25 protein-coding genes are annotated in these 26,855 nt (G+C 73.3%); 15 read left to right on the top strand and 10 right to left on the bottom strand.

Features of this window, described 5'->3' with window-relative positions; all coding sequences use genetic code 11:
* Positions 1–100 precede the first annotated feature (100 nt).
* Complete coding sequence (locus tag ACZ5GP_RS03530; RefSeq protein ID WP_468749190.1) at positions 101–1,270, bottom strand: steroid 3-ketoacyl-CoA thiolase; 1,170 nt, start codon at positions 1,268–1,270, stop codon at positions 101–103.
* Positions 1,271–1,522: 252 nt separating this feature from the next.
* On the opposite strand from ACZ5GP_RS03530, the gene ACZ5GP_RS03525 reads away from it, so the two are divergent.
* A complete protein-coding gene (locus tag ACZ5GP_RS03525; protein WP_468749189.1) occupies positions 1,523–2,767 on the top strand; it encodes a cytochrome P450 in 1,245 nt (414 codons plus the stop codon).
* 99 nt (positions 2,768–2,866) lie between these two features.
* Positions 2,867–4,489 (top strand): hypothetical protein, encoded by a 1,623-nt coding sequence (locus ACZ5GP_RS03520; RefSeq protein ID WP_468749188.1) that lies wholly within the window; start codon positions 2,867–2,869, stop codon positions 4,487–4,489.
* On the opposite strand, the gene ACZ5GP_RS03515 is transcribed toward ACZ5GP_RS03520, so the two are convergent.
* Entirely contained in the window at positions 4,443–6,500 is a 2,058-nt protein-coding gene (locus ACZ5GP_RS03515; protein ID WP_468749187.1) for a bifunctional glycosyltransferase 87/phosphatase PAP2 family protein, read from the bottom strand. The genes ACZ5GP_RS03520 and ACZ5GP_RS03515 overlap by 47 nt on opposite strands.
* 414 nt (positions 6,501–6,914) lie before the next feature.
* Between ACZ5GP_RS03515 and proP the strand changes: the two genes are divergently transcribed.
* On the top strand, positions 6,915–8,309 hold the full coding sequence (proP, locus tag ACZ5GP_RS03510; protein WP_468749186.1) for a glycine betaine/L-proline transporter ProP: 1,395 nt from the start codon (positions 6,915–6,917) through the stop codon (positions 8,307–8,309).
* 169 nt (positions 8,310–8,478) lie between these two features.
* Positions 8,479–9,165 carry an O-methyltransferase gene (locus ACZ5GP_RS03505; protein WP_468749185.1) on the top strand — a complete coding sequence of 229 codons (687 nt, stop codon included), beginning with the start codon at positions 8,479–8,481 and terminating at the stop codon, positions 9,163–9,165.
* A gap of 45 nt (positions 9,166–9,210) precedes the next feature.
* On the opposite strand, the gene ACZ5GP_RS03500 is transcribed toward ACZ5GP_RS03505, so the two are convergent.
* Entirely contained in the window at positions 9,211–9,603 is a 393-nt protein-coding gene (locus ACZ5GP_RS03500; RefSeq protein WP_468749184.1) for an FHA domain-containing protein, read from the bottom strand.
* A 244-nt stretch (positions 9,604–9,847) separates the two neighbouring features.
* Between ACZ5GP_RS03500 and ACZ5GP_RS03495 the strand changes: the two genes are divergently transcribed.
* The 4 genes from ACZ5GP_RS03495 to ACZ5GP_RS03480 all read left to right on the top strand — a co-directional run bounded on the left by ACZ5GP_RS03495 (position 9,848) and on the right by ACZ5GP_RS03480 (position 11,892).
* Positions 9,848–10,486, top strand: coding sequence for a hypothetical protein (locus ACZ5GP_RS03495; protein WP_468749183.1), 639 nt, complete (start codon positions 9,848–9,850; stop codon positions 10,484–10,486).
* A complete protein-coding gene (locus tag ACZ5GP_RS03490; protein ID WP_468749182.1) occupies positions 10,479–10,871 on the top strand; it encodes a hypothetical protein in 393 nt (130 codons plus the stop codon). The genes ACZ5GP_RS03495 and ACZ5GP_RS03490 overlap by 8 nt, the downstream gene beginning before the upstream one ends.
* A gap of 31 nt (positions 10,872–10,902) precedes the next feature.
* Complete coding sequence (locus ACZ5GP_RS03485) at positions 10,903–11,229, top strand: antibiotic biosynthesis monooxygenase family protein (protein ID WP_030777828.1); 327 nt, start codon at positions 10,903–10,905, stop codon at positions 11,227–11,229.
* Between the two features lie 75 nt (positions 11,230–11,304).
* A complete protein-coding gene (locus ACZ5GP_RS03480) occupies positions 11,305–11,892 on the top strand; it encodes a GNAT family N-acetyltransferase (protein ID WP_468749181.1) in 588 nt (195 codons plus the stop codon).
* Here ACZ5GP_RS03480 and ACZ5GP_RS03475 read toward each other — a convergent pair.
* Positions 11,819–13,888, bottom strand: a complete 2,070-nt coding sequence (locus ACZ5GP_RS03475; RefSeq protein WP_468749180.1) for an MFS transporter — start codon at positions 13,886–13,888, stop codon at positions 11,819–11,821. The two genes, ACZ5GP_RS03480 and ACZ5GP_RS03475, sit on opposite strands and share 74 nt — an antisense overlap.
* A 395-nt stretch (positions 13,889–14,283) precedes the next feature.
* On the bottom strand, positions 14,284–14,712 hold the full coding sequence (locus ACZ5GP_RS03470; RefSeq protein ID WP_468749179.1) for a hypothetical protein: 429 nt from the start codon (positions 14,710–14,712) through the stop codon (positions 14,284–14,286).
* On the opposite strand from ACZ5GP_RS03470, the gene ACZ5GP_RS03465 reads away from it, so the two are divergent.
* Together ACZ5GP_RS03465 and ACZ5GP_RS03460 are read left to right on the top strand one after the other, a co-directional pair.
* Complete coding sequence (locus ACZ5GP_RS03465; RefSeq protein ID WP_468749178.1) at positions 14,702–14,977, top strand: peptidoglycan-binding domain-containing protein; 276 nt, start codon at positions 14,702–14,704, stop codon at positions 14,975–14,977. The two genes, ACZ5GP_RS03470 and ACZ5GP_RS03465, sit on opposite strands and share 11 nt — an antisense overlap.
* 41 nt (positions 14,978–15,018) lie before the next feature.
* The gene (locus ACZ5GP_RS03460; RefSeq protein ID WP_468749177.1) at positions 15,019–16,374 is read left to right on the top strand and encodes an APC family permease; all 1,356 of its coding nucleotides are present in this window, start codon (positions 15,019–15,021) and stop codon (positions 16,372–16,374) included.
* 102 nt (positions 16,375–16,476) lie between these two features.
* On the opposite strand, the gene ACZ5GP_RS03455 is transcribed toward ACZ5GP_RS03460, so the two are convergent.
* The 3 genes from ACZ5GP_RS03455 to ACZ5GP_RS03445 form a co-directional block, all read right to left on the bottom strand.
* The gene (locus ACZ5GP_RS03455; protein WP_468749176.1) at positions 16,477–17,175 is read right to left on the bottom strand and encodes a tectonin domain-containing protein; all 699 of its coding nucleotides are present in this window, start codon (positions 17,173–17,175) and stop codon (positions 16,477–16,479) included.
* A 301-nt stretch (positions 17,176–17,476) separates the two neighbouring features.
* On the bottom strand, positions 17,477–18,151 hold the full coding sequence (locus ACZ5GP_RS03450; protein WP_468749175.1) for an HAD-IA family hydrolase: 675 nt from the start codon (positions 18,149–18,151) through the stop codon (positions 17,477–17,479).
* Between the two features lie 200 nt (positions 18,152–18,351).
* Positions 18,352–18,930 (bottom strand): TMEM165/GDT1 family protein, encoded by a 579-nt coding sequence (locus ACZ5GP_RS03445; RefSeq protein ID WP_468749174.1) that lies wholly within the window; start codon positions 18,928–18,930, stop codon positions 18,352–18,354.
* A gap of 496 nt (positions 18,931–19,426) precedes the next feature.
* Between ACZ5GP_RS03445 and ACZ5GP_RS03440 the strand changes: the two genes are divergently transcribed.
* The 4 genes from ACZ5GP_RS03440 to ACZ5GP_RS03425 all read left to right on the top strand — a co-directional run bounded on the left by ACZ5GP_RS03440 (position 19,427) and on the right by ACZ5GP_RS03425 (position 24,504).
* On the top strand, positions 19,427–20,077 hold the full coding sequence (locus ACZ5GP_RS03440) for an HNH endonuclease family protein (RefSeq protein WP_468749173.1): 651 nt from the start codon (positions 19,427–19,429) through the stop codon (positions 20,075–20,077).
* 89 nt (positions 20,078–20,166) lie between these two features.
* Complete coding sequence (locus tag ACZ5GP_RS03435; protein WP_468749172.1) at positions 20,167–21,834, top strand: alkaline phosphatase D family protein; 1,668 nt, start codon at positions 20,167–20,169, stop codon at positions 21,832–21,834.
* Positions 21,835–22,000: 166 nt separating this feature from the next.
* Positions 22,001–24,001 carry an FAD/NAD(P)-binding protein gene (locus tag ACZ5GP_RS03430; protein WP_468749171.1) on the top strand — a complete coding sequence of 667 codons (2,001 nt, stop codon included), beginning with the start codon at positions 22,001–22,003 and terminating at the stop codon, positions 23,999–24,001.
* A gap of 50 nt (positions 24,002–24,051) precedes the next feature.
* Positions 24,052–24,504: a DoxX family protein gene (locus ACZ5GP_RS03425; protein ID WP_468749170.1), complete on the top strand. Its 453-nt coding sequence runs from the start codon at positions 24,052–24,054 to the stop codon at positions 24,502–24,504.
* Positions 24,505–24,570: 66 nt separating this feature from the next.
* On the opposite strand, the gene ACZ5GP_RS03420 is transcribed toward ACZ5GP_RS03425, so the two are convergent.
* Entirely contained in the window at positions 24,571–25,122 is a 552-nt protein-coding gene (locus tag ACZ5GP_RS03420; protein ID WP_468749169.1) for a superoxide dismutase family protein, read from the bottom strand.
* 271 nt (positions 25,123–25,393) lie between these two features.
* Between ACZ5GP_RS03420 and ACZ5GP_RS03415 the strand changes: the two genes are divergently transcribed.
* Complete coding sequence (locus tag ACZ5GP_RS03415) at positions 25,394–26,008, top strand: DedA family protein (RefSeq protein WP_468749168.1); 615 nt, start codon at positions 25,394–25,396, stop codon at positions 26,006–26,008.
* Between the two features lie 590 nt (positions 26,009–26,598).
* Here the strand turns inward: ACZ5GP_RS03415 and ACZ5GP_RS03410 are convergent.
* Positions 26,599–26,820, bottom strand: a complete 222-nt coding sequence (locus ACZ5GP_RS03410) for a DUF2277 domain-containing protein (RefSeq protein ID WP_468749167.1) — start codon at positions 26,818–26,820, stop codon at positions 26,599–26,601.
* Between the last annotated feature and the right edge of the window lie 35 nt (positions 26,821–26,855).

Raw genomic sequence — 26,855 nt, 5'->3', positions numbered from 1 at the left:
GCTTCGCCGGGTTCGTCCTCAAACGCCGGACGGGCTGGATCTTCACGCCGGGCAGGCTGGATACGTCCAGCCCGTCCGGCGTTTGCGGTTTCTCGGGGTTCTACAGGCGCTGGATGATGGTCGCCGTGGCCAGTGCGCCGCCCGCGCACATGGTGATCAGGGCGAACTCCTTGTCGCGGCGCTCCAGTTCGTGCAGGGCCGTCGTGATGAGCCGCGCTCCCGTCGCCCCCACGGGGTGGCCCAGCGCGATGGCGCCGCCGTTCACGTTGACCTTCTCCAGGTCCTGTTCGAAGACCTGCGCCCAGCTGAGCACCACGGACGCGAACGCCTCGTTGATCTCCACGAGGTCGATGTCCTTCAGGGACATCCCCGCCTTGCCGAGCACCGCGCGCGTCGCGTCGATCGGCCCGTCCAGGTGGAGGTGCGGGTCGGCGCCGACCAGCGCCTGGGCGACGATCCGGGCCCGCGTCCTGAGCTTCAGGGCGCGGGCCATCCGCTTGGACGCCCACATGAGGGCCGCCGCGCCGTCGGAGATCTGCGAGGAGTTGCCGGCCGTGTGCACGGCGGTCGGCATGATCGGCTTGAGGCCTGCGAGCGCCTCCATCGTCGTGTCGCGCAGCCCCTCGTCGCGGTCGACGAGACGCCACATGCCCTGCCCGGCGGCCTGCTCCTCCTCCGTGGTGGGCACCTGGACGGCGAACGTCTCGCGCTTGAAGCGCTCCTCGGCCCAGGCGGCGGCCGCCCGCTCCTGCGAGAGCAGGCCGAGACGGTCCACGTCCTCGCGGGTGAGGCCGCGCTTGCGGGCGATGCGCTCGGCGGCCTCGAACTGGTTGGGCAGGTCGACGTTCCACTCGTCGGGGAACGGCTTGCCCGGACCGTGCTTGGAGCCGGAGCCGAGCGGCACCCGCGACATGGCCTCGACCCCGCAGCTGATCCCGACGTCGATGACCCCGGCGGCGACCATGTTGGCCACCAGGTGGCTCGCCTGCTGCGAGGAGCCGCACTGGCAGTCCACCGTCGTCGCCGCCGTCTCGTACGGAAGCCCCATGGTGAGCCAGGCCGTGCGCGCGGGGTTCATGGACTGCTCCCCGGCGTGCGTCACCGTGCCGCCGACGATCTGCTCGACGCAGTCGGCGTGGATGCCGGTGCGCCCGAGGAGTTCGCGATAGGTCTCCCCGAGCAGATAGGCGGGGTGGAGGTTGGCGAGCGCGCCCGCGCGCTTGCCGATGGGGGTGCGTACGGCTTCGACGATGACAGGTTCCGCGGCCATGGGGCTGGTCCTCTCCGTCCATGTCCCGCGAGCCGTCCCGGCGCCTCGCGGGAGGAACTAGTACGCGTTCTAGTTCTCTCCAGCAGTCTGCTGATCCGGACCCCGGCCCCGCAAGGGTCGTGCACCCACCTTGCGCGGCGGGCGCGCACAATCGGCCGCGTCATGGGCCTTGCCACTTGTAGAACCCGTTATTACCTTGCCGCGCAAGCCTCCTGATGGCCTGTCAGTCCCAAACCATGCCGGGAGTTGCCGATGCCCTGTCCAGCGCTGCCCGACGGGTTCGACTTCACCGACCCCGATCTGCTGCAAGAGCGCGTACCCCTCCCGGAGTTCGCCCGGCTGCGCCAGACCGAACCGGTGCGCTGGATCGCCCAGCGCCCGCGCGTCTCCGGGTTCGACGACGCCGGCTACTGGGCCGTCACGCGGCACGAGGACGTCAAGTACGTGTCCACCCATCCGGAGTTGTACTCCTCGACCCTGAACACCGCGGTCATCCGCTTCAACGAGTCGATCAGCCGCGACCAGATCGACGTCCAGAAGCTGATCATGCTCAACATGGACCCGCCCGAGCACACCCGGGTCCGGCAGATCGTGCAACGCGGCTTCACGCCCCGCGCCATCCGCTCGCTGGAGGACACCCTGCGCCGGCGCGCCACCTCCATCGTCGCCACGGCCCTGGAGAACGCCGGTCCCGACGGCGCCTTCGACTTCGTGACGAACGTCGCCGTCGAACTCCCGCTCCAGGCCATCGCCGAGCTGATCGGCGTGCCCCAGGAGGACCGCTCCAAGATCTTCGACTGGTCCAACAAGATGGCGGGATACGACGACCCCGAGTACGCCATCACCGAGGAGATCGGCGCCGAGGCGGCGATGGAGATCGTCTCCTACGCGATGAACCTCGCCGCGGCCCGCAAGGAGTGCCCGGCCAAGGACATCGTCAGCCAGTTGGTGGCGGCGGAGGACGAGGGGAACCTCTCCGGCGACGAGTTCGGCTTCTTCGTGATCCTGCTCGCGGTGGCCGGCAACGAGACCACCCGCAACGCCATCACCCACGGCATGCACGCCTTCCTCACCCACCCGGACCAGTGGGAGCTGTTCACCCGCGAACGCCCCGCGACCACCGCGGAGGAGATCGTGCGCTGGGCCACGCCGGTCGTCGCCTTCCAGCGCACCGCGACCGAGGACACCGAGCTGGGCGGGGCCGCGATCAGGCGCGGCGACCGCGTCGGCCTCTTCTACTCCTCCGCCAACCACGACCCCGACGTCTTCGCGGACCCCGGCGCGTTCGACATCACCCGCGACCCCAACCCGCACCTCGGTTTCGGCGGGGGCGGCCCGCACTACTGCCTCGGCAAGTCGCTCGCGGTCCTGGAGATCAACCTCATCTTCGACGCGATCGCCGACGCCATGCCCGGCCTGCGGCTGGCCGCCGCCCCGCGCCGGCTGCGCTCGGCCTGGCTGAACGGGGTCAAGGAACTTCGGGTCACCACCGGCTGATCCCCGCCGTTTCGCCCGACGGGACCAACGTTTCCGTTGCGTGCCGCGTCCTGAGAGGTGAACCTTGCCTCTCCAGGACTTCGAACGGAAACGGTGGCCGTGGTCTTCGCCGACTTCTCGACCGTCCCGCCCGGCAGCAGGTCCACCGAGCGGAAGTCAGCCTTCCGGACCTTCCTGCGGCGGCACCGGGTCCCGCTGCTCGCCACCGCCCCCACCCTTCCCCTGTACGCGGTGTGGGCGGCGTTCCTGGCCACGGGCGGCGGTGACCTCGCCGCCCAGGAGGCGTGGGCGCGGTTCGCCTCCGAGCACGGCGCGAGCGCGTACAACCTCTTCTGGTACGGCGGCATGCACACCGCCAACTACAGCCTGATCTCGCCCTATCTGATGGCCGCCGTCGGCGTGCGGACCGTGACGGTGCTCTCGGGGATCGCCGGCGCGTGGCTGGTCGCCGCGCTCATCGAACGCACCGGCGTCCACAAACCCCTGTGGCCCGCGGTCCTCGCCTCGCTCGGCGTGTGGTGCAACGTCGCCTCGGGGCGCACCACCTTCGCCCTCGGCACCGCCTTCGCCTTCGCGGCCTGCCTGGCGCTCGTGCGGGAGCGGCGCGCGGTCCTCGCCGCGGTCTGCGCGGCGCTCGCCACCATGGGCTCACCCGTGGCGGGCCTGTTCCTGCTGGTCGCGGGAGCCGGCTATCTGCTCGTACGCGACGTCGGGCGCGCCGCGGCGCTCGCCGTGCCGCCCGTCGTGGTCGTCGCGGTCACCACCCTGCTCTTCCCGTTCGACGGCGAACAGCTGATGCCCTTCGACCGGATCTTCCCGCCCGTGCTGTTCAGCTTGGCCCTGGTCCTCGCGGCCCCCCGCGAGTGGCGGGTGCTGCGCCGGGGCGCGGGCGTGTACGCGGCCGGGACCGTGCTCGCGTACCTCATCGCCTCGCCCATCGGCACGAACGTGGAGCGTCTCGCGGAGCTGGTCGGTCCCGCCGTGCTGCTGGCGGCCCTGCTCGTGCCGGGGCGCGACCGGCTGCGGCGGGGCGCGCTGGCCGTGGCGCTGGTGCTCTGCTCGGGCTGGGTGGTCCAGAAGACGTACGACGATCTGGTGGTGTCCACGAAGGTGCCCGGCTGGGCGGCCGACACCCAGGGCGTCGTGCGGGCGCTGGAGCGCCTGGGCGCCGACCGGACGCGCGTGGAGGTGGTCCCCGCCCGCAACCACCGCGAGGCCACCGCCCTCGCCCCCTACGTGAACATGGCGCGCGGCTGGAACCGCCAGCTGGACATCCGGCGCGGCCGGCTCTTCTACGACGGGACGTTCTCGGCCGCCACCTACCGCGCGTGGCTCGACCGGTGGGCCGTCGGCTATGTGGTGCTGCCCGCGGGCAAGCCGGACGGGTTCGCCGAACAGGAGGCGGCGTTGGTGGCGAGCGGGCCCGCGTGGCTGAAGCCGGTGTGGGGGGACGGGCACTGGCGGATCTTCCGGGTGAAGGAGCCGGTGCCGCTGGTGTCCGAGCCCGCTTCCGTGGTCCGCACCACGGGCTCGGACGTCGTCGTGCGGGTCCCCGAGCGCGGTTCGGTGACGGTGCGGCTCGTGTACTCGCCGTGGCTGCGGGCGCAGGGCGCCTGCCTGCGGCGGCAGGGTGAGTTCACCCGGCTCTCGGTGCCCGCGCCGGGCACCTACCGGATCACTTCGGGCTACGGTCCTTCGCCGAGTCCCTCCTCGTGCCGCTGACCGGGGCCGCCCCGGAGGCCGCCGGGGGCAGGCTCACCCGGGGGCCCGAGAGGAGGTGGGTGAGGCCGAAGCCCGCGCCGACCACGGCCGCGCCGCCCACCGCGTCGAGCACCCAGTGGTTGCCGGTGCCCACGATCGCGCAGATCGTGAGGAAGGGGTGCAGCAGGCCGAGCGCCTTCAGCCACCACCCGGGCGCGAGGACCGCGACGACCAGGCCGCACCACAGGGACCAGCCGAAGTGCAGCGAGGGCATCGCCGCGTACTGGTTGGTGAGGTCGGTCAGCGTGCCGTAGTTGGGTTTGGTGAAGTCCTGGACGCCGTGCACGGTGTCGATGAAGCCGAGGTCCGGCATCAGGCGCGGCGGGGCGAGCGGGTAGGCCCAGAAGCCGATGAGCGCGAGGACCGTCGCGAAGCCCAGCGCCGAGCGCGCCCAGCGGTACGCGGCGGGGCGGCGCGCGTACAGCACGGCGAGGACGGCGAGCGGCACCACGAAGTGGAACGACGTGTAGTAGAAGTCGAAGAAGTCCTCCATCCACCCGGTGCGGGCGGTGAGGTGGTTGAACCAGCGCTCGACGTCGAGGAACAGGAACCGCTCGATGGCGTGGACCTGTTCGCCGTGGTGCTCGGCGGTGGCCCGGCCGCCGGAGATGGTGCCCCCGGTAGCGGCGAGTCTGACCTGCTGGTACGCGGAGTAGCCGACGCGGATCAGGAGCAGTTCCAGGAGCAGGTTCGGGCGGGTCACCACGCGCCGCCAGAACGGCACCAGCGGCACCCGGCTCCAGCGGGCCGGCACCGGCTCGGCGCACTCGGTGGGGATCGGGTCCCGGTAGCGCGGGTGCGTGCGGGACAGGAACGGTACGGCGGTGGCGGCGGCGAGCGCCGTGAGCAGCACGACGTTGTCGCGGACCGGTTCGGTGACCGGCAGGTTCGGCAGCATCATCGTGGCGGGCAGCGTCGAGACGAGCACGACGGTCACGGGCCACACGTACCGGTCGGAGCGGCGGCTGCCGACGCGGCCGACCACCGCGAAGAGCACCCACAGCAGCTGGTGGCGCCAGGTGGTCGGGGACGCGGCGACGACCACGCAGCCGGTGATGGCGACGGCCAGGAGCAGCTGCCCGTCCTTGGCGCAGCGCACGGCGCGGCGCAGCCCGAGGAAGGCGACGACCGCGCCCAGGGTCAGGAAGAGCCCTGTCTCCAGGGGGCCTTGGAGGCCGAAGCGCAGCAGCATGCCGTGCAGCGACTGGTTGGTGCCCGCGTCCGGGCTCGCGCCGAGGCCCGCTCCCGCGAGGTGATGGACCCAGTACGCCCATGAGTCCCGTGGCATCACCGCCCACGCGAGCGCCGTGCAGGCGGCGAAGGTGAGGCCGGTGGCGGCCGCGGCCTTCTTGCGGCCGGTGCACCACAGCAGCGCGGCGAAGAGCAGCATCGTGGGCTGCAGCGCCGCGCCGGCGCCGATCAGGGCCCCGCCGGTCCGCTCGCCGCGCACGGCGAAGAGGCCGAGCAGCACCAGCAGGACCGGGAGGATGCTCGTCTGGCCGAGATAGAGGGTGTTGCGCACGGGGAGGGAGAGGATCAGCAGGCTGATGGCCACGGGGGCGGCGAGCAGCGAGGTGCGCCGGGAGACGGGCTGCGGCAGCGCGCGGGCGGCGACCAGACCGAGGACGACGACGAGTCCGAGCGTGCCGAAGGTCCAGGCCCAGCCGAGTGCCTGCTCCCCCGAGCGGGCGAGCGGTTTGAGGACGAGCCCGGCGAAGGGGGTGCCGGTGAACCGGTCCGCGTCGTACAGGGAGCCTTCGACGTGCAGGACGCCGTCCGGTCCGAGCCAGGTCTCCAGGTCGATGAGACGTTCACCCCTCGGGGTGCGCAGGACATCGGCCACTTGGCGGATCGCGAGGACGGCGGCCATCAGCCACAGGGCCGCGCGGAGCGCGCCGATCCGCGCCCCGGGTCCGCCGGCCGACCCCGTACGCACCGCGTTTCCAGGTCCGCTGTGCTCAACGTTCGCCACGCGCCGTCGGCCCTCCCGCCCCGTCCGTCCCGCCTGCGGTCCGATCCGTCATGCCCGCGACCCCGTCCGTGGAGAGCCGCGTCCCCTCTTGTGGGACGCGTGTGGCCCGCCCCGTTCACCTGACGGCCACACCGCTTTCTATCGGCATTTATCGGTCATTCCCAACCGCCTTCCGGCGCGGTTCCGGCGGCGTGGTTCCGGGCCGGGCAGCGACATAGATCACAAGATCGGCGCCCGCCCGCTCCCGGGAGAAACGGCGTTTGACCTGCGTAACAGGCCTTTCCTCGCCCTCTGCGGTCGCCCGGCAGCCGTCCGTAATGATGGCTGATGCACCTATGGTCGCTTTTCGGGTCGCCCCGGGTATGCGCGGGCGGCCCCGTCCTTGTCGTCGACCGAAAGCGGGCGAGCGAACCCTTGCCGAGCGCCACTCCCGTCGCACTCCGGAAGCCCGAGTCCGCACCGGGGACCATCCCCCGGCCCGCCGCCGGCGGCGTCACCGTCACCGACCCCGCGATGGTCAGGCGCGCGGTGAAGGCGGCCGCCCTCGGCAACGCGATGGAGTGGTTCGACTTCGGCGTCTACAGCTACATCGCCGTGACGCTGGGCAAGGTCTTCTTCCCCTCGGGCAACCCCACGGCCCAGCTGCTCTCCACCTTCGGCGCGTTCGCCGCGGCCTTCTTGATCCGGCCGCTCGGCGGCATGGTCTTCGGCCCGCTGGGCGACCGGGTGGGCCGCCAGAAGGTCCTCGCCCTCACCATGATCATGATGGCGGCGGGCACGTTCGCGATCGGCCTGATCCCCTCCTACGCGACCATCGGCGTCTGGGCGCCGGTGCTGCTCCTGCTGGCCCGGCTGGTGCAGGGCTTCTCCACGGGCGGCGAGTACGCGGGTGCCTCCACGTTCATCGCGGAGTACTCCCCCGACAAGAAGCGCGGCTTCCTCGGCAGCTGGCTGGAGTTCGGCACGCTCGCCGGCTACATCGGCGGTGCCGGCCTGGTCACCCTGATGACGGCGCTGATCTCGTCGCAGGACCTGCTGGCCTGGGGCTGGCGCATCCCGTTCCTGATCGCGGGCCCGATGGGCCTGATCGGCCTCTACCTGCGGATGCGCCTCGAGGAGACGCCGGCGTTCGCCGCGGAGCTGGAGAAGGCCCACCAGGACGAGCAGGCCCGCGCGAAGGTCCGGCTGCGCGACATGGTGACGGGCCAGTGGAAGGCGCTGCTGCTGTGCATGGGCCTGGTCCTGGTCTTCAACGTCACGGACTACATGCTGCTCTCCTACATGCCGAGCTATCTGACCAGCGAGCTGAAGTACGACGAGACGCACGGGCTGCTCGTCATCCTCGGCGTCATGGCGCTGATGATGTGCGCCCAGCCGTTCGTCGGCGCGCTGACCGACCGGGTGGGCCGCCGCCCGGTCATCGCCACGGGCTGCGCGGGCTTCCTCCTGCTCTCCGTCCCCGCGCTGCTGCTGATCCGCGAGGGCTCGCTGTGGGCGATCGGCCTCGGCCTCGGCGCCCTCGGCCTGCTCCTGGTCTGCTTCACGGCCTCGATGCCCGCGACCCTCCCGGCCCTCTTCCCCACCAAGGTCCGCTACGGCTCGCTCTCCATCGGCTTCAACATCTCCGTCTCGGTCTTCGGCGGCACGACGCCGCTGGTGGTGACGGCACTGATCGGAGCGACGGGCGACGTGATGATGCCCGCGTACTACATGATGGCGGCGGCCGTCATCGGCGGGATCGCCGTCTGGTACCTGACCGAATCAGCGGGCAAGCCCCTGCCGGGCTCCCCGCCGGCGGTAGAACGCTGAACCAGATCCAGGCCTTCCGGCGGGTACATTCCAGCCCCTCCGGCGTTTGCGGAACGGGGTCCGGGGCGGAGCCCCGGCAGCCGGGCCGAGTACGGGCGGCACCGGCACCGATCATGTGAGGCCCCTGCCGCGGGACTAACCGGCGGGGCCGATGGGAACGTACGCCCTCATGAGCCCCCAGCCCCCGCCGCCCTGGACCTCCGTCGACGCCTACTTCTCCGACCTCCTCGCCCCGCCCGACGAGGCCCTCACCGCCGCCCTCCGCGACAGCGACACCGCGGGCCTGCCGCAGATCAACGTGACCCCGAACCAGGGCAAGCTGCTCCAGCTCCTGGCGCGGACGCAGGGCGCCCGCCGCATCCTGGAGATCGGCACCCTCGGCGGCTACAGCACCATCTGGCTGGCCCGCGCCCTGCCCGCCGACGGCCGCCTGATCACCCTGGAGTACAAGCCCGAGCACGCGGAGGTGGCCCGCGCCAACCTCGCCCGCGCCGGGCTCGACAAGGTCACCGAGGTCCGCGTCGGCCCCGCCCTGGACTCGCTCGCCGCGCTCGGCGCCGCGCACGCCGAGCACCCCGCGCCCTTCGACTTCGTCTTCATCGACGCCGACAAGGCCAACAACCCGCACTACGTGGAGTGGTCGCTCGAACTCACCCGCCCCGGCAGCCTCATCGTCCTCGACAACGTCGTACGCGGCGGCGCCGTCACCGATGCCGACGACCCGGACCCGGCCGTGCGCGGCACCCGCGCCGCGCTCGACCTCATGGCACGGCACCCGAAGCTGAGCGCGACGGCGGTGCAGACCGTGGGCGCCAAGGGATACGACGGCTTCGCGCTGGCCCGCGTACTGGACTGACCCCGCTCCGCCCTCCGCCGGGAGAGGCCTGCTGCCGGGACCGGCTCAACCCTCGTGGTAGAAGCCGACGTTGACACTCCGCGGCCCGGACCTCTCCTGGACGAGCACCTCGCCCGAGCCGCCCCGGGGAAGCGGCGCCGCCCCTCCGTACGCGAGGGGCCGCGCCGCGCCCCCGGCCACCACCCGCACCTCGGAGGCGGGGTCGGGGTGCGAGCCGCGCAGCCAGGTCACCGACCAGGCCCCGTCGGGTCCGCAGCGGAACTCCAGGTGCGTACGGGAGACGAACAGCCAGTCGTCCGGTGTCACCAGCCGGCACACGCTCGCGTCGCGCCCCACCCGCAGCACCGCGCCCGGCTCGCTCGGCGCCTCGGCCATGAGCATGCCCGCGGTCGCGCCCGCGTCCGCCCCGGAAACCGAGGCCATCGTCAGCTCCAGCACGTATGTACGCTCCTTCGACTCGGGGCGGCGCGAGCGCCGTCGCTCCACGCGCGCTGCGGCATTTTAGGGCGCTCCCGGGGCGGGCGCACGGGCTTGCGGGACGACGGAGGGCCAAGCCCCGGCGGGCCGGGTCGGTCAAGCCCCGTTTGACGGCGCGCTTACGGGCAACCCGCTCCGAGGACAGGTGCGGGGACGGCGTGCGGCCCCGCATCGCAAGGCCCACCCCCCGGGAAGGCACCCATACATGTCCACAGTCATGATCATCATCCTGATCGCGGTGGTCGTCGTCATCGCCGCCGCCGCGCTCGTCCTGCTGAACCGCAAACGCAACGCGGGCGGCGGGCAGAGCCTCAAGCGGCGTTTCGGACCCGAGTACGACCGCGCGGTCGCCCGGCACGACGGTGACACCAAAGCGGCCGAGCGCGACCTGGGCGAGCGGGTGAAGCGGCACGGCTCCCTCCAGGTACGGCCGTTGGAGCCCGCGGCGCGCGAGCAGTACTCCGCCCGCTGGAACCTCGCCCAGGAGCGGTTCGTCGACTCCCCGCGCGAGGCCGTCGCCGAGGCGGACCGGCTCATCGCCGAACTGGCCGGGGCCCGGGGCTTCCCCGACGCCGGCCACTACGAGGACCAGGTGGACGCCCTCTCCGTGCACCACGCCACCCACGTCCACGGCTACCGCAAGGTGCACCGCGCAGCGCTCGGCACGGACACCGCGGAGGGCGGTGCCGACACCGAGCAGCTGCGCGAGGCCATGGTCGAGGCGCGGGCGCTCTTCGACGCCCTGGTCGCGGACCGCACCGAGCACTCCGGCGCCCACTCCGGCAAGCACACGGCCGACAAGCACTCCAGCGGCATCACCCGAAGGGGAGTCCAGCATGGCTGACACGACGACACTGTTCCCGGCCGAGGAACGCGACAAGCTGACCCTGCGTCTGCAGAACGCCGTCAACGGCTTCGTCGACGGCCCGCGCGGCGCCGTCGAGGAGGTCGACCACGTCCTTGAGGAGGCCATCGCCCGCCTCTCGGACACCCTCGCGGAACGCCGCCGCGTCCTGCGCTCCGCCTGGCAGACCACCCCCGCCCGGTCCACGGCGGACACGGCCGACGGCACGCCCCCGGCCGCCGGGATGGCCCCGGGCGGCGCCCTGGCCACCGAGGGCACCGGCGCCCACGCCCCCGCCCCCGAGGCCTCGGCCACCGACACCGAGCAGCTGCGCCTGGCCCTGCGCGACTACCGCGAGACGGCCGAGCGCCTGCTGCGGCTCTGACCTCCCCGGCACCGTACGGCAGGATGGCCGCATGAGCATCGTGAAGATCAACGCCCTCACCGTCCCCGAGGAACAGCGCGAGGTCCTGGAGAAGCGCTTCGCGTCCCGCGCGGGCGCGGTGGAGAACTCCGACGGCTTCGAGTGGTTCGAACTGCTGCGCCCCATCGAGGGCACCGACCAGTACCTCGTCTACACCCGCTGGCGCGACGAGGCCTCCTTCCAGGCGTGGATGGAGGGCCCCATGAAGGCCGCGCACCAGGGCGGCGGCGAGGGTGGCGGCGAGCGTCCGAAGCCCGCCGCCTCCGGGTCCACGGTGTGGTCCTTCGAGGTCGTCCAGCAGGCCGCGCCCAAGAGCTGACCCCGTACGGCACGACGGCGCCCCGTGAGCAATTCGCTTGCGGGGCGCCGCTCTTGTGCCCCGAGAATGACCCCCATGACCGCATCCCCGGCCCACCCCGCCTCCTGGACCGTCACCCCCGAGGCGTACGACTCGCCCGTGGCCGCCGCGCTCTGGCGCGCGTACTACACGGAGGTCAGCGACCGCTGGTACCTGCGCCACGACGGGCGCCGCACCGACCCCCGGGAGCTGGAGCGCGGGATCGCCGCCGAGACGGGGGCCGATCTGGCGCCGCCGGGCGGGGTGCTGCTGGTCGCGCGGTACGGCGGCGAGGCCGTCGGCACGGCGGGCGTACGGCTCCTGGACGCGGGGATCGCCGAGCTGAAGCGGGTCTTCCTGCGTGCGCAGGCGCGGGGCAGGGGCGGCGCCCCGGTGCTGCTGGCCGCCGCCGAGGACGCGGCCCGCGCCCTCGGCGCCCGGCGGATCGTCCTGGACACCCGCACCGACCTGGTGGAGGCCCGCGCGCTGTACGCGCGGCACGGGTACGAGGAGACCGGGCCCTACGAGGAACGGCCGTACGCCGAGCACTGGTACGGCAAGGACCTGCTCCCTACACCGCCCGCAGGCGGTGCGTGGTCCCGTCGTGCGGGCGCTCCGACTCCGAGCCGCACAGCTCCGCGCTGAGCTGCTCGACCAGCTGGACCAGATCGGTCGGGCGGCGCGGGTCCCACCAGTCGCCGAGCAGCTCGGACAGGGACTCCTCGCGGGCCTTGGCCAGGTGTGCGGCGACCTCGCGGCCCTGGTCGGTCAGCCGCATCTCCAGGCCCCGCCGTTCGGCGAGGCGCCGCTCCTCCACCTGGCGGGCGGCGGCCGTGATGACGCTCAGCGGGACGGTGGTGCGCTCGGCGAGCACGGCGGGTTCGACGGTGCCGTGCCGGGCGATGCGCAGGAGCAGCCAGCCGGCGGCGGGCAGCAGGTCGTAGCCCGCGCGGGCGGTGATCCGCTCGTAGATCTCCCGGCGGCCCTCCCGCGTCCCGAGCACCGACAGGGCGCGCGCCACCTCGTCGTACGACGAGCGCTCGACGGGGTTGCTCGCGAGCGTCTGCGTCGTGTCGGGCGCGGTGACCGAGCCCCGCAGCTTGTCCTCGCGCAGGAACCAGGCGAGGACGAAGGCGGCCAGCGCGACCGGCGCCGCGTACAGGAAGACGTCCGTGATCGACGAGGCGTACGCGTGCAGGGCGCTCGGCCGCAGTTCGGCGGGGAGGCGTGCGATGCCGCGCGGGTCGGCCTCCAGGGTGCTCACGCCGACGCCGGGCGGCAGCTGCTGTCCGGCGAGGGCGTCGGTCAGCTTGTCGCCGAGGCGGTTGGTGAAGATCGTGCCGAAGATCGCGACGCCGAAGGAGGCGCCGATCGAGCGGAAGAAGGTCGCGCCGGAGGTGGCGACGCCCAGGTCCTCGTAACCGACGGCGTTCTGCACGATGAGCACGAGGACCTGCATGACCAGGCCGAGGCCTAGGCCGAAGACGAAGAAGTACGCGCTCATCTCGCCGGTGGAGCTGTGCTCGTCGAGCCGGTGCAGCAGGAGCAGGCCGACCGTGGTGACAGCGGTGCCGACGACGGGGAAGACCTTCCAGCGGCCCGTGCGGCTGACGATCTGGCCGGAGGCGGTGGTGGACAGGAGCATGCCGGCCACCATCGGCAGCATGTGCACGCCCGACATGGTCGGTGAGACGCCCTGGACGACCTGGAGGAACGTCGGCAGGTAGGTCATCGCGCCGAACATCGCGAAGCCCACGACGAAGCTGATGACGGCGGAGAGCGTGAAGGTGCGCACGCGGAACAGCCGCAGCGGGAGCACCGGCTCCGCGGCCTTGCGCTCCACGGCCACGAAGGCCGCGGCGAGGACCGCGCCGAGTACCGCCAGGCCGATGATCCGCGGCGATCCCCACGCCCACGTGGTGCCGCCGAGGGAGGCGACGAGGACCAGGCAGGTGGCGACGGACGCGATGAGGAACGTGCCGAGGTAGTCGATGGTGTGCCTGGTGTCGCGCTTCGGGATGTGGAGTGTGGTGGCGATGACGAGGAGCGCGACCACGCCGATCGGCAGGTTGACGTAGAAGACCCAGCGCCAGCTCAGGTGCTCGGTGAACAGGCCGCCGAGCAGCGGTCCGAGCACGCTGGTCGCGCCGAAGACCGCGCCGAACAGTCCCTGGTACTTGCCGCGTTCGCGGGGCGGCACGAGGTCTCCGACGATCGCCATGGACAGCACCATGAGCCCGCCGCCGCCGAGGCCCTGGAGGGCCCGGAACCCGATGAGCTGGGGCATGTTCTGCGCCATGCCGCACAGCGCCGAACCGACCAGGAAGATCATGATCGCGGCGAGGAAGAGCCTCTTGCGGCCGTACTGGTCGCCCAACTTGCCCCAGAGCGGGGTCGCGGCCGTCGCGGCCAGCATGTACGCGGTGACGACCCAGGACAGGTGGTCCATGCCGCCCAGCTCGCTGACGATGGTCGGCAGGGCGGTCGAGACGATGGTCTGGTCGAGGGCGGCGAGCAGCATGCCGAGCAGCAGCGCGCCGATGGAGACCAGCACGCCGCCCTGCGGATGCCCGTTCACTCCCGGTCCGTGCGCGGGGTCGGGGCCCGGCCCGGCCGGGCGGGCGCTGACGTCCTGCGTCATGGGCACCTCCTGGGAGTTCCTGGGTCGGCCCGGGGCTGAGGGCGCTCCCCCTCCATCGTGGTCCGTGTGACCGGTTATGGCCTGTTGAAGCCGGGCCCCGCGTACTTCGCTGGACTCCTCGGGGCGGACGGGGCACGCGAGGACTGGGGGACGACGATGACCGGACAGGACGGACAACGGTGCCCCGGGTGCGGGGCCGGGCGGGGGCCGGGCGGGACTTCGGTGTGTGGCTGTGCGGGGCGTGCGGGGGAGGACGTCCGGCGGGAGCGGGCCGCGTGGGCGGCGGCAGCGGAGGATTTCGATCCGCTGCGCATCCGCCCCTACGTGTCCCTGCCCGCCCCGCCCCCGCCGGGCGCCCCCGCCCTGCCGACCGCCGCCGTGGGCCTTCCGTCCGCTCACCGGGGCGCCGGGGACGGGACGGGGTCCGCTGCCCCCGGTACGGGCGCGGCGAGCGAGGACGCCGGAGCCGAGGGGTCGGGGGCCGGACGGGGGCGGGCGTACGTCCTGGTCGGCGGGGCCTGCGCGGTGGCGGCCGTCACCGCCGCCGCCGTCTTCGCGACCGGGCTCTTCTCGTCGGCCGCCGACCGGCCGACCCGGAACCACGCGCTGCCCGACGCCCCGGCGCCTGCCCGCGCCGACCCGACGGGGTCCACCCCGCCCGCCGCGCGGCGCCCCGCGTCGCCGCCCCGCACCCACGCGCCCTCCGCCGTCCCGCCGACCGCGCCGCGACCGTCCGCCTCGCCCACCCGCTCGGGACCGCCGAGACAGTCGTCGCCGCCGCCCGCGCCGCCTCCCTCCGCACCGCCCTCGACCGTGCGCGCCACGGGCTCCGTGGACGCCACGGGGTCCGGCGGTCCGGCCACCGGGACGACCCTGCGGGAGGGGGACAGGGGCCCCGGCGTCCGGGAGCTGCAGGCCCGTCTGGCCCAGCTGAGCCTGTACGCGGGGGAGCCGGACGGCGCGTACACCCGGGCCGTCACCGCCGCCGTGCTGCGCTACCAATGGGCCCGCGGCCTGGTCGCCGACCGCCCGGGCGAGTACGGCCCCCGGACGCGGCGCAGCCTGGAGTCGGAGACACGGGAGCCGTAAGTCCCGCGGTCGAGGGCGCCGCAGCGGGTATACGGCTCTGCGTGAAAGATCCCCGCTCCACGCCGCAGGCGGCTCCCGCCCCGACGGCGCTCAAGAAGGCCCTGACCACCCCGCTCCTGTACTTCTTCATCCTCGGCGACGTCCTCGGCGCGGGCGTGTACGTCCTCGTCGGCCAGGTCGCGGCCGACTCCGGCGGCGCCGTATGGGTGCCGCTGGTCGTCGCGCTGTGCCTGGCGCTGCTGACGGCCGCCTCGTACGCCGAACTCGTGACGAAATACCCCCGCGCGGGCGGCGCCTCCCACTACACGACGCTCGCCTACGGGCCCTTCGCGGGGTTCCTCGCCGGGTTCTGCATGCTCGCCGCCGGCATCGTCTCGGTGGCCGCGCTGGCCCGTGGTTTCGCCGGGGACTACCTGACGGAGTTCGTCTCCTTCCCGGTCGCCCTGGTCGTCGTGGTCTTCCTCGCCGCGCTGGCGCTGCTGAACGCCCGGGGCATCCGGGAGTCGACGCGGGCCAACGCCGTCGCCACGGTCGTCGAGGTGAGCGGGCTGCTCATCGTCATCGGGCTCGGCCTGTGGATCGTGCTGCGCGGTGACGGGGACCCGGGCAGGCTGACGGAGCTGGGCACCGACAGCCACGGGCCGGCGGCGGCGGTGCTGAGCGGTGCGGTGCTCGCGTACTACTCGTTCGTGGGGTTCGAGACGTCCGTCAACGTGGCCGAGGAGACGCGGGACCCGCGGCGTTCGTATCCGAGGGCGCTGTTCGGCGCCCTGATCACGGCGGGCGCGGTGTACGCGCTGGTGGGGGCGGCGGCCGCGGCGGCCGTGCCGACCCGGACGCTGGCGGAGTCCAGCGGGCCGCTGCTGGAAGTGGTCCGGGAGGCCGGCGGTGTCCCCACGTCGCTGTTCAGCGCCATCGCGCTGGTCGCGGTCGCCAACGGCGCGCTGCTCACCGGCATCATGTCGTCGCGTCTCGCGTTCGGCATGGCGCGGGACGGCCTGCTGCCGGGGTTCCTGACGAAGGTGCTGCCGGGCCGGCGCACGCCGTGGGCGTCGATCGCCGCCACGACGGCGCTGTCCCTGCTGCTCGCCCTGACCGGTGACGTGGCCACGCTGGCCTCGACGCTGGTCCTGCTGCTCCTGGTGGTCTTCTTCCTGGTCAACACCTCGGCCCTGGTACTGCGCCGGCGCGCCGGGAGTGCCGGGAGTGCCGGGGAGCGGCCTGCCGGGGACCACTTCAGGGCGCCGACCGCGGTGCCGTTCCTCGGCGCGGTCTCCTGCGTGGTGCTGGCCACCCAGGTGGAGCGCGAGGTGTGGTTCCGGGGCCTGATCGTGCTCGCGGTCGGCGCGGTGTGCGGCGCCTTCGCGGCGGCCCGCCTCCGACGCGGCGGCCGCTGAGGCGCCGCCCGGAGCGGGGCGCGGCCGGTCACCCGGCGGGGGGCGTGGCACAGCGCTGAGCCACGCCCTCCACCAGGTGCTCTGTGCAGCGGCGGGAGGGGGTCAGGCGGGCAGATCGCCGGTGTAGCGGTAGATGTTGCCCGCCGAGTTGACGCCCCAGACCGTGCCGTCCGCGCCCGCGCCGATGTCGGTGAGCGCACCGGGCACCTGCGCCCACGGGCTGGCGTCGTTGTTCGCGAAGCGGTAGATGTTCCCGCCCGCGTTCACTCCCCACACCGTGGTGCGGGAGCCGGCCGCGATCCCCTTCAGGCCGCCGCTGATCTGCTTCCAGTGGCCCGATTCCTGGTCGCCGGTGTAGCGGTAGATGTTGCCCGCCGAGTTGACGCCCCAGACCGTGCCGTCCGCCCCCGCGCCGATGTCGGTGAGCGCACCCGGCACCTGCGCCCAGGGATTCGCGTCGTTGTTCGTGTAGCGGTAGATGTTCCCCGCCGCGTTGACACCCCAGACGTTGGTCCTGGACCCCACCGTGATCCGCGCCAGGCCGCCGCTGATCTGCTTCCAGTGGCCGGACTCCTGGTCGCCGGTGTAGCGGTAGATGTTGCCCGCGGAGTTGACGCCCCAGACCGTGCCGTCCGCCCCCGCGCCGATGTCGGTGAGCCCACCGGGCACCTGCGCCCACGGGCTGGCGTCGTTGTTCGTGTAGCGGTAGATGTTCCCCGCCGCGTTGACACCCCAGACGTTGGTCCTGGATCCCACCGCGATCCGCACCAAGGCCCCGCTGATCTGCTTCCAGTCGGCCATGCGCCGACTCCTCTCGCTGGGAAGTGATGTCAGGGACGCTTCCACAACGGAACGGTTCTTCTGCTGAACGGATTTGATACGGCAGTGGGCTCATTGTCCGTAAGGGCACGTTTACGAAGACGGCCGCCCGTCCCGACTGGGCCGCCGGTGCCGCGCCGGGCCATCGGGCGACGCGAATGATCGTCGCCCGTGTGGGTTACTCCCTGGCGTCAGGTTGACGGCGGGAAAGCCACGCCGTCGCGCGTCCGCTCACCGCGCCCGGCGCCCGTGCGGACCCGCGCCACCTGCCCCCGCACCCACGTCACCCGAACGTCAGCCGGAATTCCCCGTCTCCCGCGGCCGCGATCCGCACCCGCGTCAGGTCCGCCACATGGACGGTCGGTTCCAGCGAGGCCGCCCGTGGGCCGACGCCCACCACGCGCATGCCGGCCGCCCGGCCCGCGAGGATGCCCGCCCGCGAGTCCTCGAAGACCACGCAGTCCGCCGGGTCGACCCCGAGCGCCGCCGCCCCCTTGAGGAACCCCTCGGGGTCCGGCTTGCTCGCGCCCACGCTCTCCGCGGTCACCCGCACCTCCGGCAGCGCCAGCCCCGCCGCGGCCATCCGGCCGGTGGACAGCGGCACGTCGGCGGAGGTCACGAGCGCGTGCGGCAGGCGCAGCCGGGCCAGCGAGGCCATGAACGCGGGCGCGCCGGGCACCGGCACGACGCCCTCCATGTCGGCGGTCTCCGCGGCGAGCATCTCGCGGTTCTCCGCGTGGTTGTCGGCCATGGGCCGATCCGGCAGCAGCAGCGCCATGGAGGCGTACCCCTGCCGTCCGTGGACGACCTCGATGACCTCGCCGAAGTCGAGCCCGTGCCGGTCGGCCCAGCGCCGCCAGCAGCGCTCGACGACGGCGTCCGAGTTGACGAGGGTGCCGTCCATGTCGAGGAGGACGGCCCGGACGGTCAGTGCAGTGTCGGCGGTCGTGGCCGTCATCGACGTACTCCAGAGCGCAGAGGAAGATCCCGCGGGAAGAGCCGCCACGGGACGGACCCGCGACGGGAAGATCAAGGCGGCCCCGCCCGCCGGTCAGGGAGTACGGGCGGAGCCACTTTGTTCCTGCACGGTACAAAACAAGCGCGCCAAAAGCCAACGCCGCAGGTCAGATGGGCCAAGGTCGGCAAAACGGACCGACGTCACGCAAGCGCCTCGTAGAGGCTCCACACGCCGAGGCCCAGCATCAGCAGCGCCGCGATCTTCGTGATGAGCGCCAGCGGAACCCGCTTCATCAGCGCCTTTCCGCCGACGATGCCGAGTCCGGCGACCGCCCACAGCGCGAGCACCGCGCCGAGGCCCACGGAGAGCGGGTCGTCGTAGCGGGCGGCCATGTTCGCGGTCATGATCTGCGTCAGATCGCCGAACTCGGCGACCAGGATGAGCATGAAGCCCGCCCCGGCGACCTTCCAGAAGCTCTGGTCCTCGGGCTGCCTGACCTCTTCCTCCTCGCCGGCGCCCTTCAGCAGCAGCATCGCGGCGCCGCCGAGGAAGAGGACGCCGGTCAGCGCGTGGACCAGCTGCTGCGGCAGCAGGGTCAGCACGCTGCCCGCCGCGACGGCGAGCACCACATGGACGGTGAAGGCGGCCGCGACCCCGGCGAAGACGTACGAGGCGCGGTAGCGGGTGCCGAGGACGAGGCCGGCCAGGGCCGTCTTGTCCGGCAGCTCGGCAAGGAAGACGACGCCGAAGACGAGCGCCGTCACGCTGATGCTGATCAAGGGTTCCTCAATCGGTCGGGGCCGCCCCACCGAGAGTGTTCCACCGCTTCGCGTACGACACCTCGGCACGGCAGCGCACACGGACGCGCACGGGTGCGCGCGTCCGGACACACGCGGTTCGCGCATGCCCGCACTGCTTGCCGAAGGTCTCGCTGGCCGGCCCCGAGGGGCCTGCCTCCGGGCGCCGGCTCAGACGAGCTGAGCAGTATGTCGACGGTCCGGCGAAGAGCTACTCCCCTTCTGCGCCGTCCATCGTACGGGACGGCGCACGGTGCGCGGCCAGGGCCTTTCGGCCCGCGCCGGAGCGACACGGAGTGACCTGGATCACTCGAACGCAACTCCCGCCCCACGCAATGCGCATGACGGTGCGCCAGAACCATTGAACTTTCCACCTGATTGACGCGACCCTGTCATCAGACACACACCCCCCGGCCACCCCGCCCCGCGAGCCTGGCCGCCCCACCGGTCAACGCCCCCCCATGTCAAGGGAGTTCACATGTCCGCTGTCTACGCGCGTCGACACCGCACGGCCGCCCTCGGCGCCACCGCCCTGCTGGCCTGCGCGGCCGTCCTCACCACCGGCACCCCCGCCCAGGCCGCTCCCCCGGAGCCGGTGAGCGCCGCCACCGCCCGCACCTACCTCGGTGAGCTGACCGTCAAGGCGGAAGGTTCCTCCGACGGCTACAGCCGGGACAAGTTCCCGCACTGGAGCACCCAGTCCGGCACCTGCAACACCCGCGAGGTCGTCCTCAAGCGCGACGGCACGAACGTCCAGCAGGACGCCGCCTGCGCGGCGGTCTCCGGCACCTGGAAGTCCCCCTACGACGGCGGCACCTGGACCGCCGCGTCCGACGTCGACATCGACCACGTCGTGCCGCTCTCCGAGGCCTGGCGGTCCGGCGCGAGCGGCTGGACCACCGCGCAGCGCCAGGGCTTCGCCAACGACCTCTCCCAGCCGCAGCTGATCGCGGTCACCGACAACGTCAACCAGGCCAAGGGCGACCAGGACCCCGCCGAATGGATGCCGCCCACGGCCTCCTACCACTGCTTCTACGCCCGGATGTGGGTCGACGTGAAGCAGCACTACAAGCTCACGGTGGACCCCGCCGAGAAGAGCGCCCTGACCTCGATCCTGAGCGGCTGCTGAGCCCTCGGCCGGGCCGGACACCCCGGAATCGCCCCGCCGGCCTCCGTCGTTCCGTACCGTACGGGGACGACGGAGGAGGGTGATCACCTGTGGCACGGCTGCGGCTCGGTCCACTGCTGAGACATGTCGACGGCGCCTCGGCGACCGTCTGGGTCGAGACCGACGGGCCCTGCGCCGCCGAGGTGCGATGCGCGGACGGCTCGCGCGGCTCGGCGCGCACTTTCCAGGTCGCGGGGCACCACTACGCCCTGATCCCGGTCACCGGGCTGACACCGGGCACCGAGACGGCGTACGAGGTGCGGCTGGGCGGCACCGAGGGCTCCGGGGGCGGCACGGACGTCGTCTGGCCCCTGCCCGACTCCCGCTTCCCCGCCAGCACCATCCGCACCCTCGCCGAGGACGGCGCCGGCGAGCTGCGGGTCACCTTCGGCTCGTGCCGCTGGGCCGCGCCGCCGTCCGGCGGGAGCGACCCCGTGGGGCCCGACGCGCTGGACACCCTCGCCACCCGCATCGCCGCCGACCCGGCCGCCGTCCGCCCCGACGTCCTGCTGCTCATCGGCGATCAGGTGTACGCCGACGAGACCTCCAAGGCGACCCGGCGCCGACTCGCCGCGCGCAGGGACCTCTCCGAGCCGCCGGGCGCCCAGGTCGCCGACTACGAGGAGTACACCCACCTCTACTACGAGTCCTGGCTCGACCCGGAGGTGCGCTGGCTGCTGTCCACCGTGCCGAGTTGCATGATCTTCGACGACCACGACGTGATCGATGATTGGAACACCAGTGCGGCCTGGGTGGCCGACATGCGGGCCACCCCCTGGTGGCGCGAGCGCATCCTGAGCGGCCTGATGTCGTACTGGGTCTATCAGCACCTCGGCAACCTGCGGCCGGCGGAACTGGAGAGCGACGACATCTACGCCGCCGTCCGCGCCACACCCGACGGCACGGACGCGCTGCGCGCCTTCGCCGCGGCCGCCGACGAGGATCCGACCTCGACGCGCTGGAGTTACCGGCGGGACTTCGGGCGCGTACGGCTGTTGATGGTCGACACGCGCGCGGCCCGGGTGCTGCGGGAGGGCGAGCGCGCCATGGTGGACCCGGGCGAGGCGCGCTGGCTGCGCGAGCAGGCGGTGGAGGACGCGGGCGGCTTCGACCACCTCCTCATCGGCTCGTCCCTGCCCTGGCTGCTGCCGCACCTCATCCACGACGCCGAGGGCTGGAGCGCGGCGCTGTGCCAGGGCAAGCGGGGCGCCCGCTGGGCCCGGTTCGGCGAGAACCTGCGCAGGCGCGCGGACCTGGAGCACTGGTCGGCCTTCCCGGCGTCCTTCGAGGCGCTGACCGCGCTGGTCGCCGAGGCGGGCACGGGCGAGGGCGCGCCCGCGACGGTGCTGGTGCTCTCCGGGGACGTCCACCACGCCTATGTCGCCGAGCCCGCCTGGCCCAAGGGCACCGGCCCCGACGCCCATGTCCTGCAGCTGACCTGCTCCCCCGTCCACAACTCCGTCCCCACCTCGGTCAAGCTCGGCTTCCGCTTCGGCTGGAGCCGCGTCGGCCGGGCGCTGGGCCGGCGTTTCGCGCGGCACGCCGACGTCACCCAGGCGGGCATCGACTGGCGGCGCACGGGCGGCCCCTGGTTCGGCAACCAGCTCATGACCCTGACCCTGCGCGGCCGCACCTGCCTCCTGCGCCTGGAGCAGGCCCGACGGGCCCGGGGCGCCGAGGCCCGCCTGGAGACGACGGAGGAACGACGCCTGTCCTAGCCCCGGCACCGTCCGGCGAGCCCCTCGCGCCCCACGTGACACACCCCACACCATCCGACGGATCCTCCGGGCGGGGTTCGGCATCCGGGGTCACGGCGGCATGATGAGGCGGACCGTCCGCTTCCAGCGTCCACCAAGCGTTCTCTATGCACCGGGAGTCACGCCTTTGTCCGCATCTCTGCCCGTGCCGCGCCCGTCCGCGCCACGTCCGCCCGCACCGAAGGCGACCGTCGCCCTCGCCCTGGTCGGCGCGGGCCCCCGCGGCACCAGCGTGCTCGAACGGCTCTGCGCGTCGGCGGGCGAACTCCTCGCCCCCGGCACGCGGCTGACGGTGCACGTCGTGGACCCCGCGCCGCCGGGCGCCGGGCAGGTCTGGCGGACGGCGCAGCCCGAGACGCTCCTGATGAACACCGTCGCCTCCCAGGTGACCCTCTTCACCGACGAGAGCGTGGACTGCTCGGGCCCGATCCGGCCGGGGCCGAGCCTGTACGAGTGGGCGGCGGCCGGCCGCGTCCCGGGGCTCGGCCCCGACGACTACCCGAGCCGCGCCTGCTACGGCCGCTACCTGGAGTGGGTCTTCGCCGAGACGGTGAAGAACGCCCCGGGGCCGGTCCGCGTACAGGTCCACGCGGCGCGCGCCGTGCGCCTCGACGAGACCGCCTCCGACGGCACGCAGCGCCTCGTACTGGACAACGGCCTTGAGCTGACCGGCCTTTCGGTCGTCGTCCTCGCCCAAGGTCACCTGCCCACCCGCGCCGACCGCGAGGAGGAGCGCCTGGCCGGGCACGCCGCCGCGCACGGCCTGCGCCACTTCCCGCCCGCCAATCCCGCCGACCTCGACCTGACGGCGATCGCCCCCGGCGAGCCCGTCCTGCTGCGCGGCCTCGGCCTCAACTTCTTCGACCACATGGCGCTGTTGACCGGCGGTCGTGGCGGCCGTTACACCCGCACCCCCGACGGCGCCCTGCGCTACGAACCCTCCGGTCAGGAGCCGCGGCTGTACGCGGGCTCGCGGCGCGGCGTTCCGTACCAGGCCCGCGGGGACAACGCGAAGGGCCCCTACGGGCGCCACGAGCCGGCCGTCCTCACGGACGACGTCATAGCCGGCTTCCGCAAGCGCGCGGACAGCGGCGACGCCCCCGACTTCCTGGACGAGATATGGCCCCTGGTCGCCAAGGAGGTGGAGACGGTCCACTACGCGGCGCTCGTCGCCGCGCGCGGCGACGACCCCGAGGAGTTCCGGGGGAGGTTTCTCGCCACCGCCCACCGGAGCCCCCAGGAGGCCGCGCTGCTGGACGCGGCGGGCATCGCCGAGGCCGACCGCTGGTCCTGGGACCGGCTCTCCCGGCCGCACCCCGACCGGCCCTTCGTCACCCCTCAGGAGCACCGGAGCTGGCTCCTCGCCCATCTGCGCGAGGACGCCGCGCAGGCCGCGCTCGGCAATGTCGCGGGCCCGGTGAAGGCGGCGCTCGACGTCCTGCGCGACCTGCGCAACGAACTCCGCAGGATCGTCGACCACGGCGGCCTGTCCGGCGCCTCCCGCCGCGCACACCTCGACCGCTGGTACACGCCGCTCAACGCCTTCCTCTCCATCGGCCCGCCGCGCCGCCGCATCGAGGAGATGGCGGCGCTCGTCGAGGCGGGCGTCCTGGACGTGCTCGGCCCGCGCCTGGCCGTGCGGCCCGACGGCGGGGCGTTCCTCGCGTACTCCCCGGACGTGCCGGGTTCCGATGTGCGCGTCACCACACTGATCGAGGCCCGGCTGCCCGAGCCGGACGTGCGCCGCACCGCCGACGAGCTGCTGCGCGACCTCCTCGAAGCGGGCCGGTGCCGCCCCCATGTGGTCGACGGCTACGAGACCGGGGGCCTGGACGTGACACCGCGCCCCTACCACCTGATCGACCGTCAGGGCCGGGTCCATACGCGGCGGTTCGCGTTCGGCGTGCCCACGGAAGGGGTGCACTGGGTGACGGCGGCCGGCGCCCGGCCCGGGGTCGACTCGGTCACGCTGTCGGACGCGGACGCGGTGGCCCGGGCCGCGCTGCGCGCCGCCGCCGAGGACGCCGGCGCGGTCCTTCCCGAAGGCGGGCAAACGCAGCCAGCCCCCGAAGCGGAATCCCAGGCTGACCAAATGTTGAACTTGCAAGCACTAATTAGGTACCCCTAATCTTGGGCCTCCGCTCGGTTCCCGTCCCCAACCGAAGGAGTCCCCCTGCCATGACCGAACACCTCAACAGAGCCCAGCCCTACGCCATCGGGCTGTTCCGCATCGTGATCGGCCTGCTCTTCGCCTGCCACGGCGCCGCCTCCCTCTTCGGCGTCCTCGGCGGCGCGGGCGGCGACGGCAGCACCGTCGACGCCGGCACCTGGCCCGGCTGGTACGCCGCCGTGATCCAGCTCGTCGGCGGCGGCCTGGTCCTACTCGGCCTCGGCACCCGCGCCGCGGCGTTCATCTCGTCCGGCTCGATGGCCTACGCCTACTTCAAGGTCCACCAGCCGGAGGCCCTGTGGCCCATGGAGAACGGCGGCGAGGCCTCGGCGATCTTCTGCTGGGCGATGCTGCTCCTCGTCTTCACCGGCTCCGGCGCGCTCGGCCTGGACCGGCTCCTCGCCGCGCGCGGCGCCCGCGAGGACGACAAGCCCTCGGAGCGGGCGCCCGTCGCGGCCTGAGCCTTTCCCGGCCGCTAGCACCCTCTCGTACGCCTGTACACGTCCGTCCCTACGTACGAGAGGGTGCTAGCGCGGCTCGAACGGCACCGTGAAGCAGGCCAGGCGATCGCCCGCGCCGCCCTGCTCGCGGTGCAGGACCACGGAGGCCGCCTCGCCCGGCCGGAAGCCCCAGCGGTGGTGCGCGCGTGCCGAACCGGTGCCGTCCGCCTTGGCGGTGAAATCCAGCCACACCTCGTTGCGCGGGTTGAGATAGGCGGGGTCCTTCGACGGCTGTACGGGGTCCACGCGGTGCTGGTAGTGGCCGCCGGAGGCCTCCGGGCGCGCGCCGCACGGCTTGCGGTGCACATGGACGCCGTACGCGTGTCCCGGCTTCAGCCCCCTGACCCGCGCCGTGACGGTCGTACCGCGCTCGTCGCCGTGCTGGCGCACCTGGATCCAGGACGCGGCGGGCACCAGCCGCATGTCGTAGGTGACCGCGGGGGAGGGGATGAACGCCGTGGGCGGCGCGAACCGCCCCTCCGCCCGCACCTCGTGGGATGTGGCTCCGCCGCCGCCGATGCCGCCCGCGGCCAGTACCGCCGCCGCCACGGCGCCGGCCAGTGTCCCTGCCACCCTCACCAGCTCCTGTCGTTCGCGCCCGTCGTTCGCGCCTGCCGTCGGCGGGTCCGCGCGGCCGCCTTCGTCCTGCCTCGTTCGTACGGGATTCCGGGGCCGCGCGCCCCGCCGGAAGGGCAGCCGGGTGAACGTGACGCGGCGGACACCCGAACCCCCAGTGGATCTACGGCACGGTGTGCGGCGTACGCTGTACAGCTGTCATCAGGCCGCCCCTGCCGTTTCCCCGGGACACAGCGGCAACGCGCTGCCGATCGGGGAGTCACGGGGAGTTGTGGTGCTTGTCGAGAGTGTGGGGGCGCTGACCGGCAGCCCATGGATCTACGCGGTCGTGGCCCTGTCCGTCCTGTTCGACGTGTTCGTGCCGGTCCTGCCGAGCGGCGTCCTCGTCATCATGTCGGCCACCGCCGCGGCCGCCGCGGGCACGGGTCGTGTGCCGCACAACGTCCCGGACATCCTGCTGCTGACGCTCAGCGCCGCCACCGCCTCGGTGCTCGGCGACATGGCCGCCTTCCGCCTCGCCTGGCGCGGCGGCGAGCGCCTCGACCGCGCCATCGCCCGCTCCCGTCGGCTGACCACCGCGCAGGAACGTCTCGGCGCGGCGCTCTCGCGGGGCGGCGGCGCGCTGGTCGTCATCGCGCGCTTCGCCCCGGCGGGCCGCTCGATCGTCTCGCTCGGCGCGGGCGCGGCCCATCGCAGGCTGCGCGAGTTCCTGCCCTGGTCCGCGCTCGCGGGGCTGGCCTGGGCCGGCTACAGCGTGGCGCTCGGCTACTTCGGCGGCCAGTGGCTCGGCGCGACCTGGCTGGCGACGGGCGTCTCACTGCTGGCGCTCTTCGCGGCGGGCGCGGCGGCGGCCTTCCTCGTACGCCGCCCCCGGGCGACGACCGGCTGACCCCTTCTCGCGAGACGCGGGCCCGGGCGAGGGCGGGCTTGCCCTCGCTCACAAGGCGCGGGCCTGGGCGAGGGTGGGCTTGCCCCCGCTCACAAGGCGCGGGCCTGGGCGAGGGTGGGCTTGCCCCCGCTCCACGAGGTGTGGGGCCCGGACGACGACCGACTGCGCCCCTCGCGAGGTGCGGGCCCCGGGCTGGGGACAGCCGGCCTCCACTTACGGAGCGCGCGGGCCGGGCGGCGGCAGGCTGGCCCCCTCTCAGGAGGTGCGAGCCCCGGCCAACGACCGGCTGCCCCCCACTCACGAGGTGCGAGCCCCCGACAACGACCGACTGCCCCCCACTCACGAGGTGCGAGCCCCGGACGACGACCGGCTGCCCCCCCCCCCCGCTCACGAGGTGCGGGCCCCGGGCTGCGGACAGCCGGCCTCCACTTACGGAGCGCGCGGGCCGGACCACGGCAGGCTGACCCCAGTTGCGAGCGCGTGGGGGCTGGGCGACGGCCAACTGCCCACCCCCCACGAGGCATCCGCGCCGGGGACGGCCGGCTGACCCCCGCTCACGAGGTGCGGGCACCTGGGCGGCCGCCTCCGCTCTACGAGGCGCGGGCCCCGCGCACCTCCAGGCCGTCCAGCAGCCGCGCGGTCGCCTCGGCGACGGCCTCGACGGCCCGGTCGAAGACCTCGCGGTTGTGCGCGGCCGGGGCGCGGAACCCGGACACCTTGCGCACGTACTGGAGCGCGGCGGCCCGGATCTCCTCCTCGGTGGCGTCCTCGGGGATGGCGGGCGGGCGGAGCGTCTTGATGCTTCGGCACATGCCTCCAGCTTGCCACCGCGCTTTCCCGGCCTCCA

Source organism: Streptomyces sp. NPDC031466, from assembly GCF_055581265.1.
Note: the sequence above shows the minus strand (reverse complement) of the source record. Positions and strands in the feature narration are given on the sequence as shown.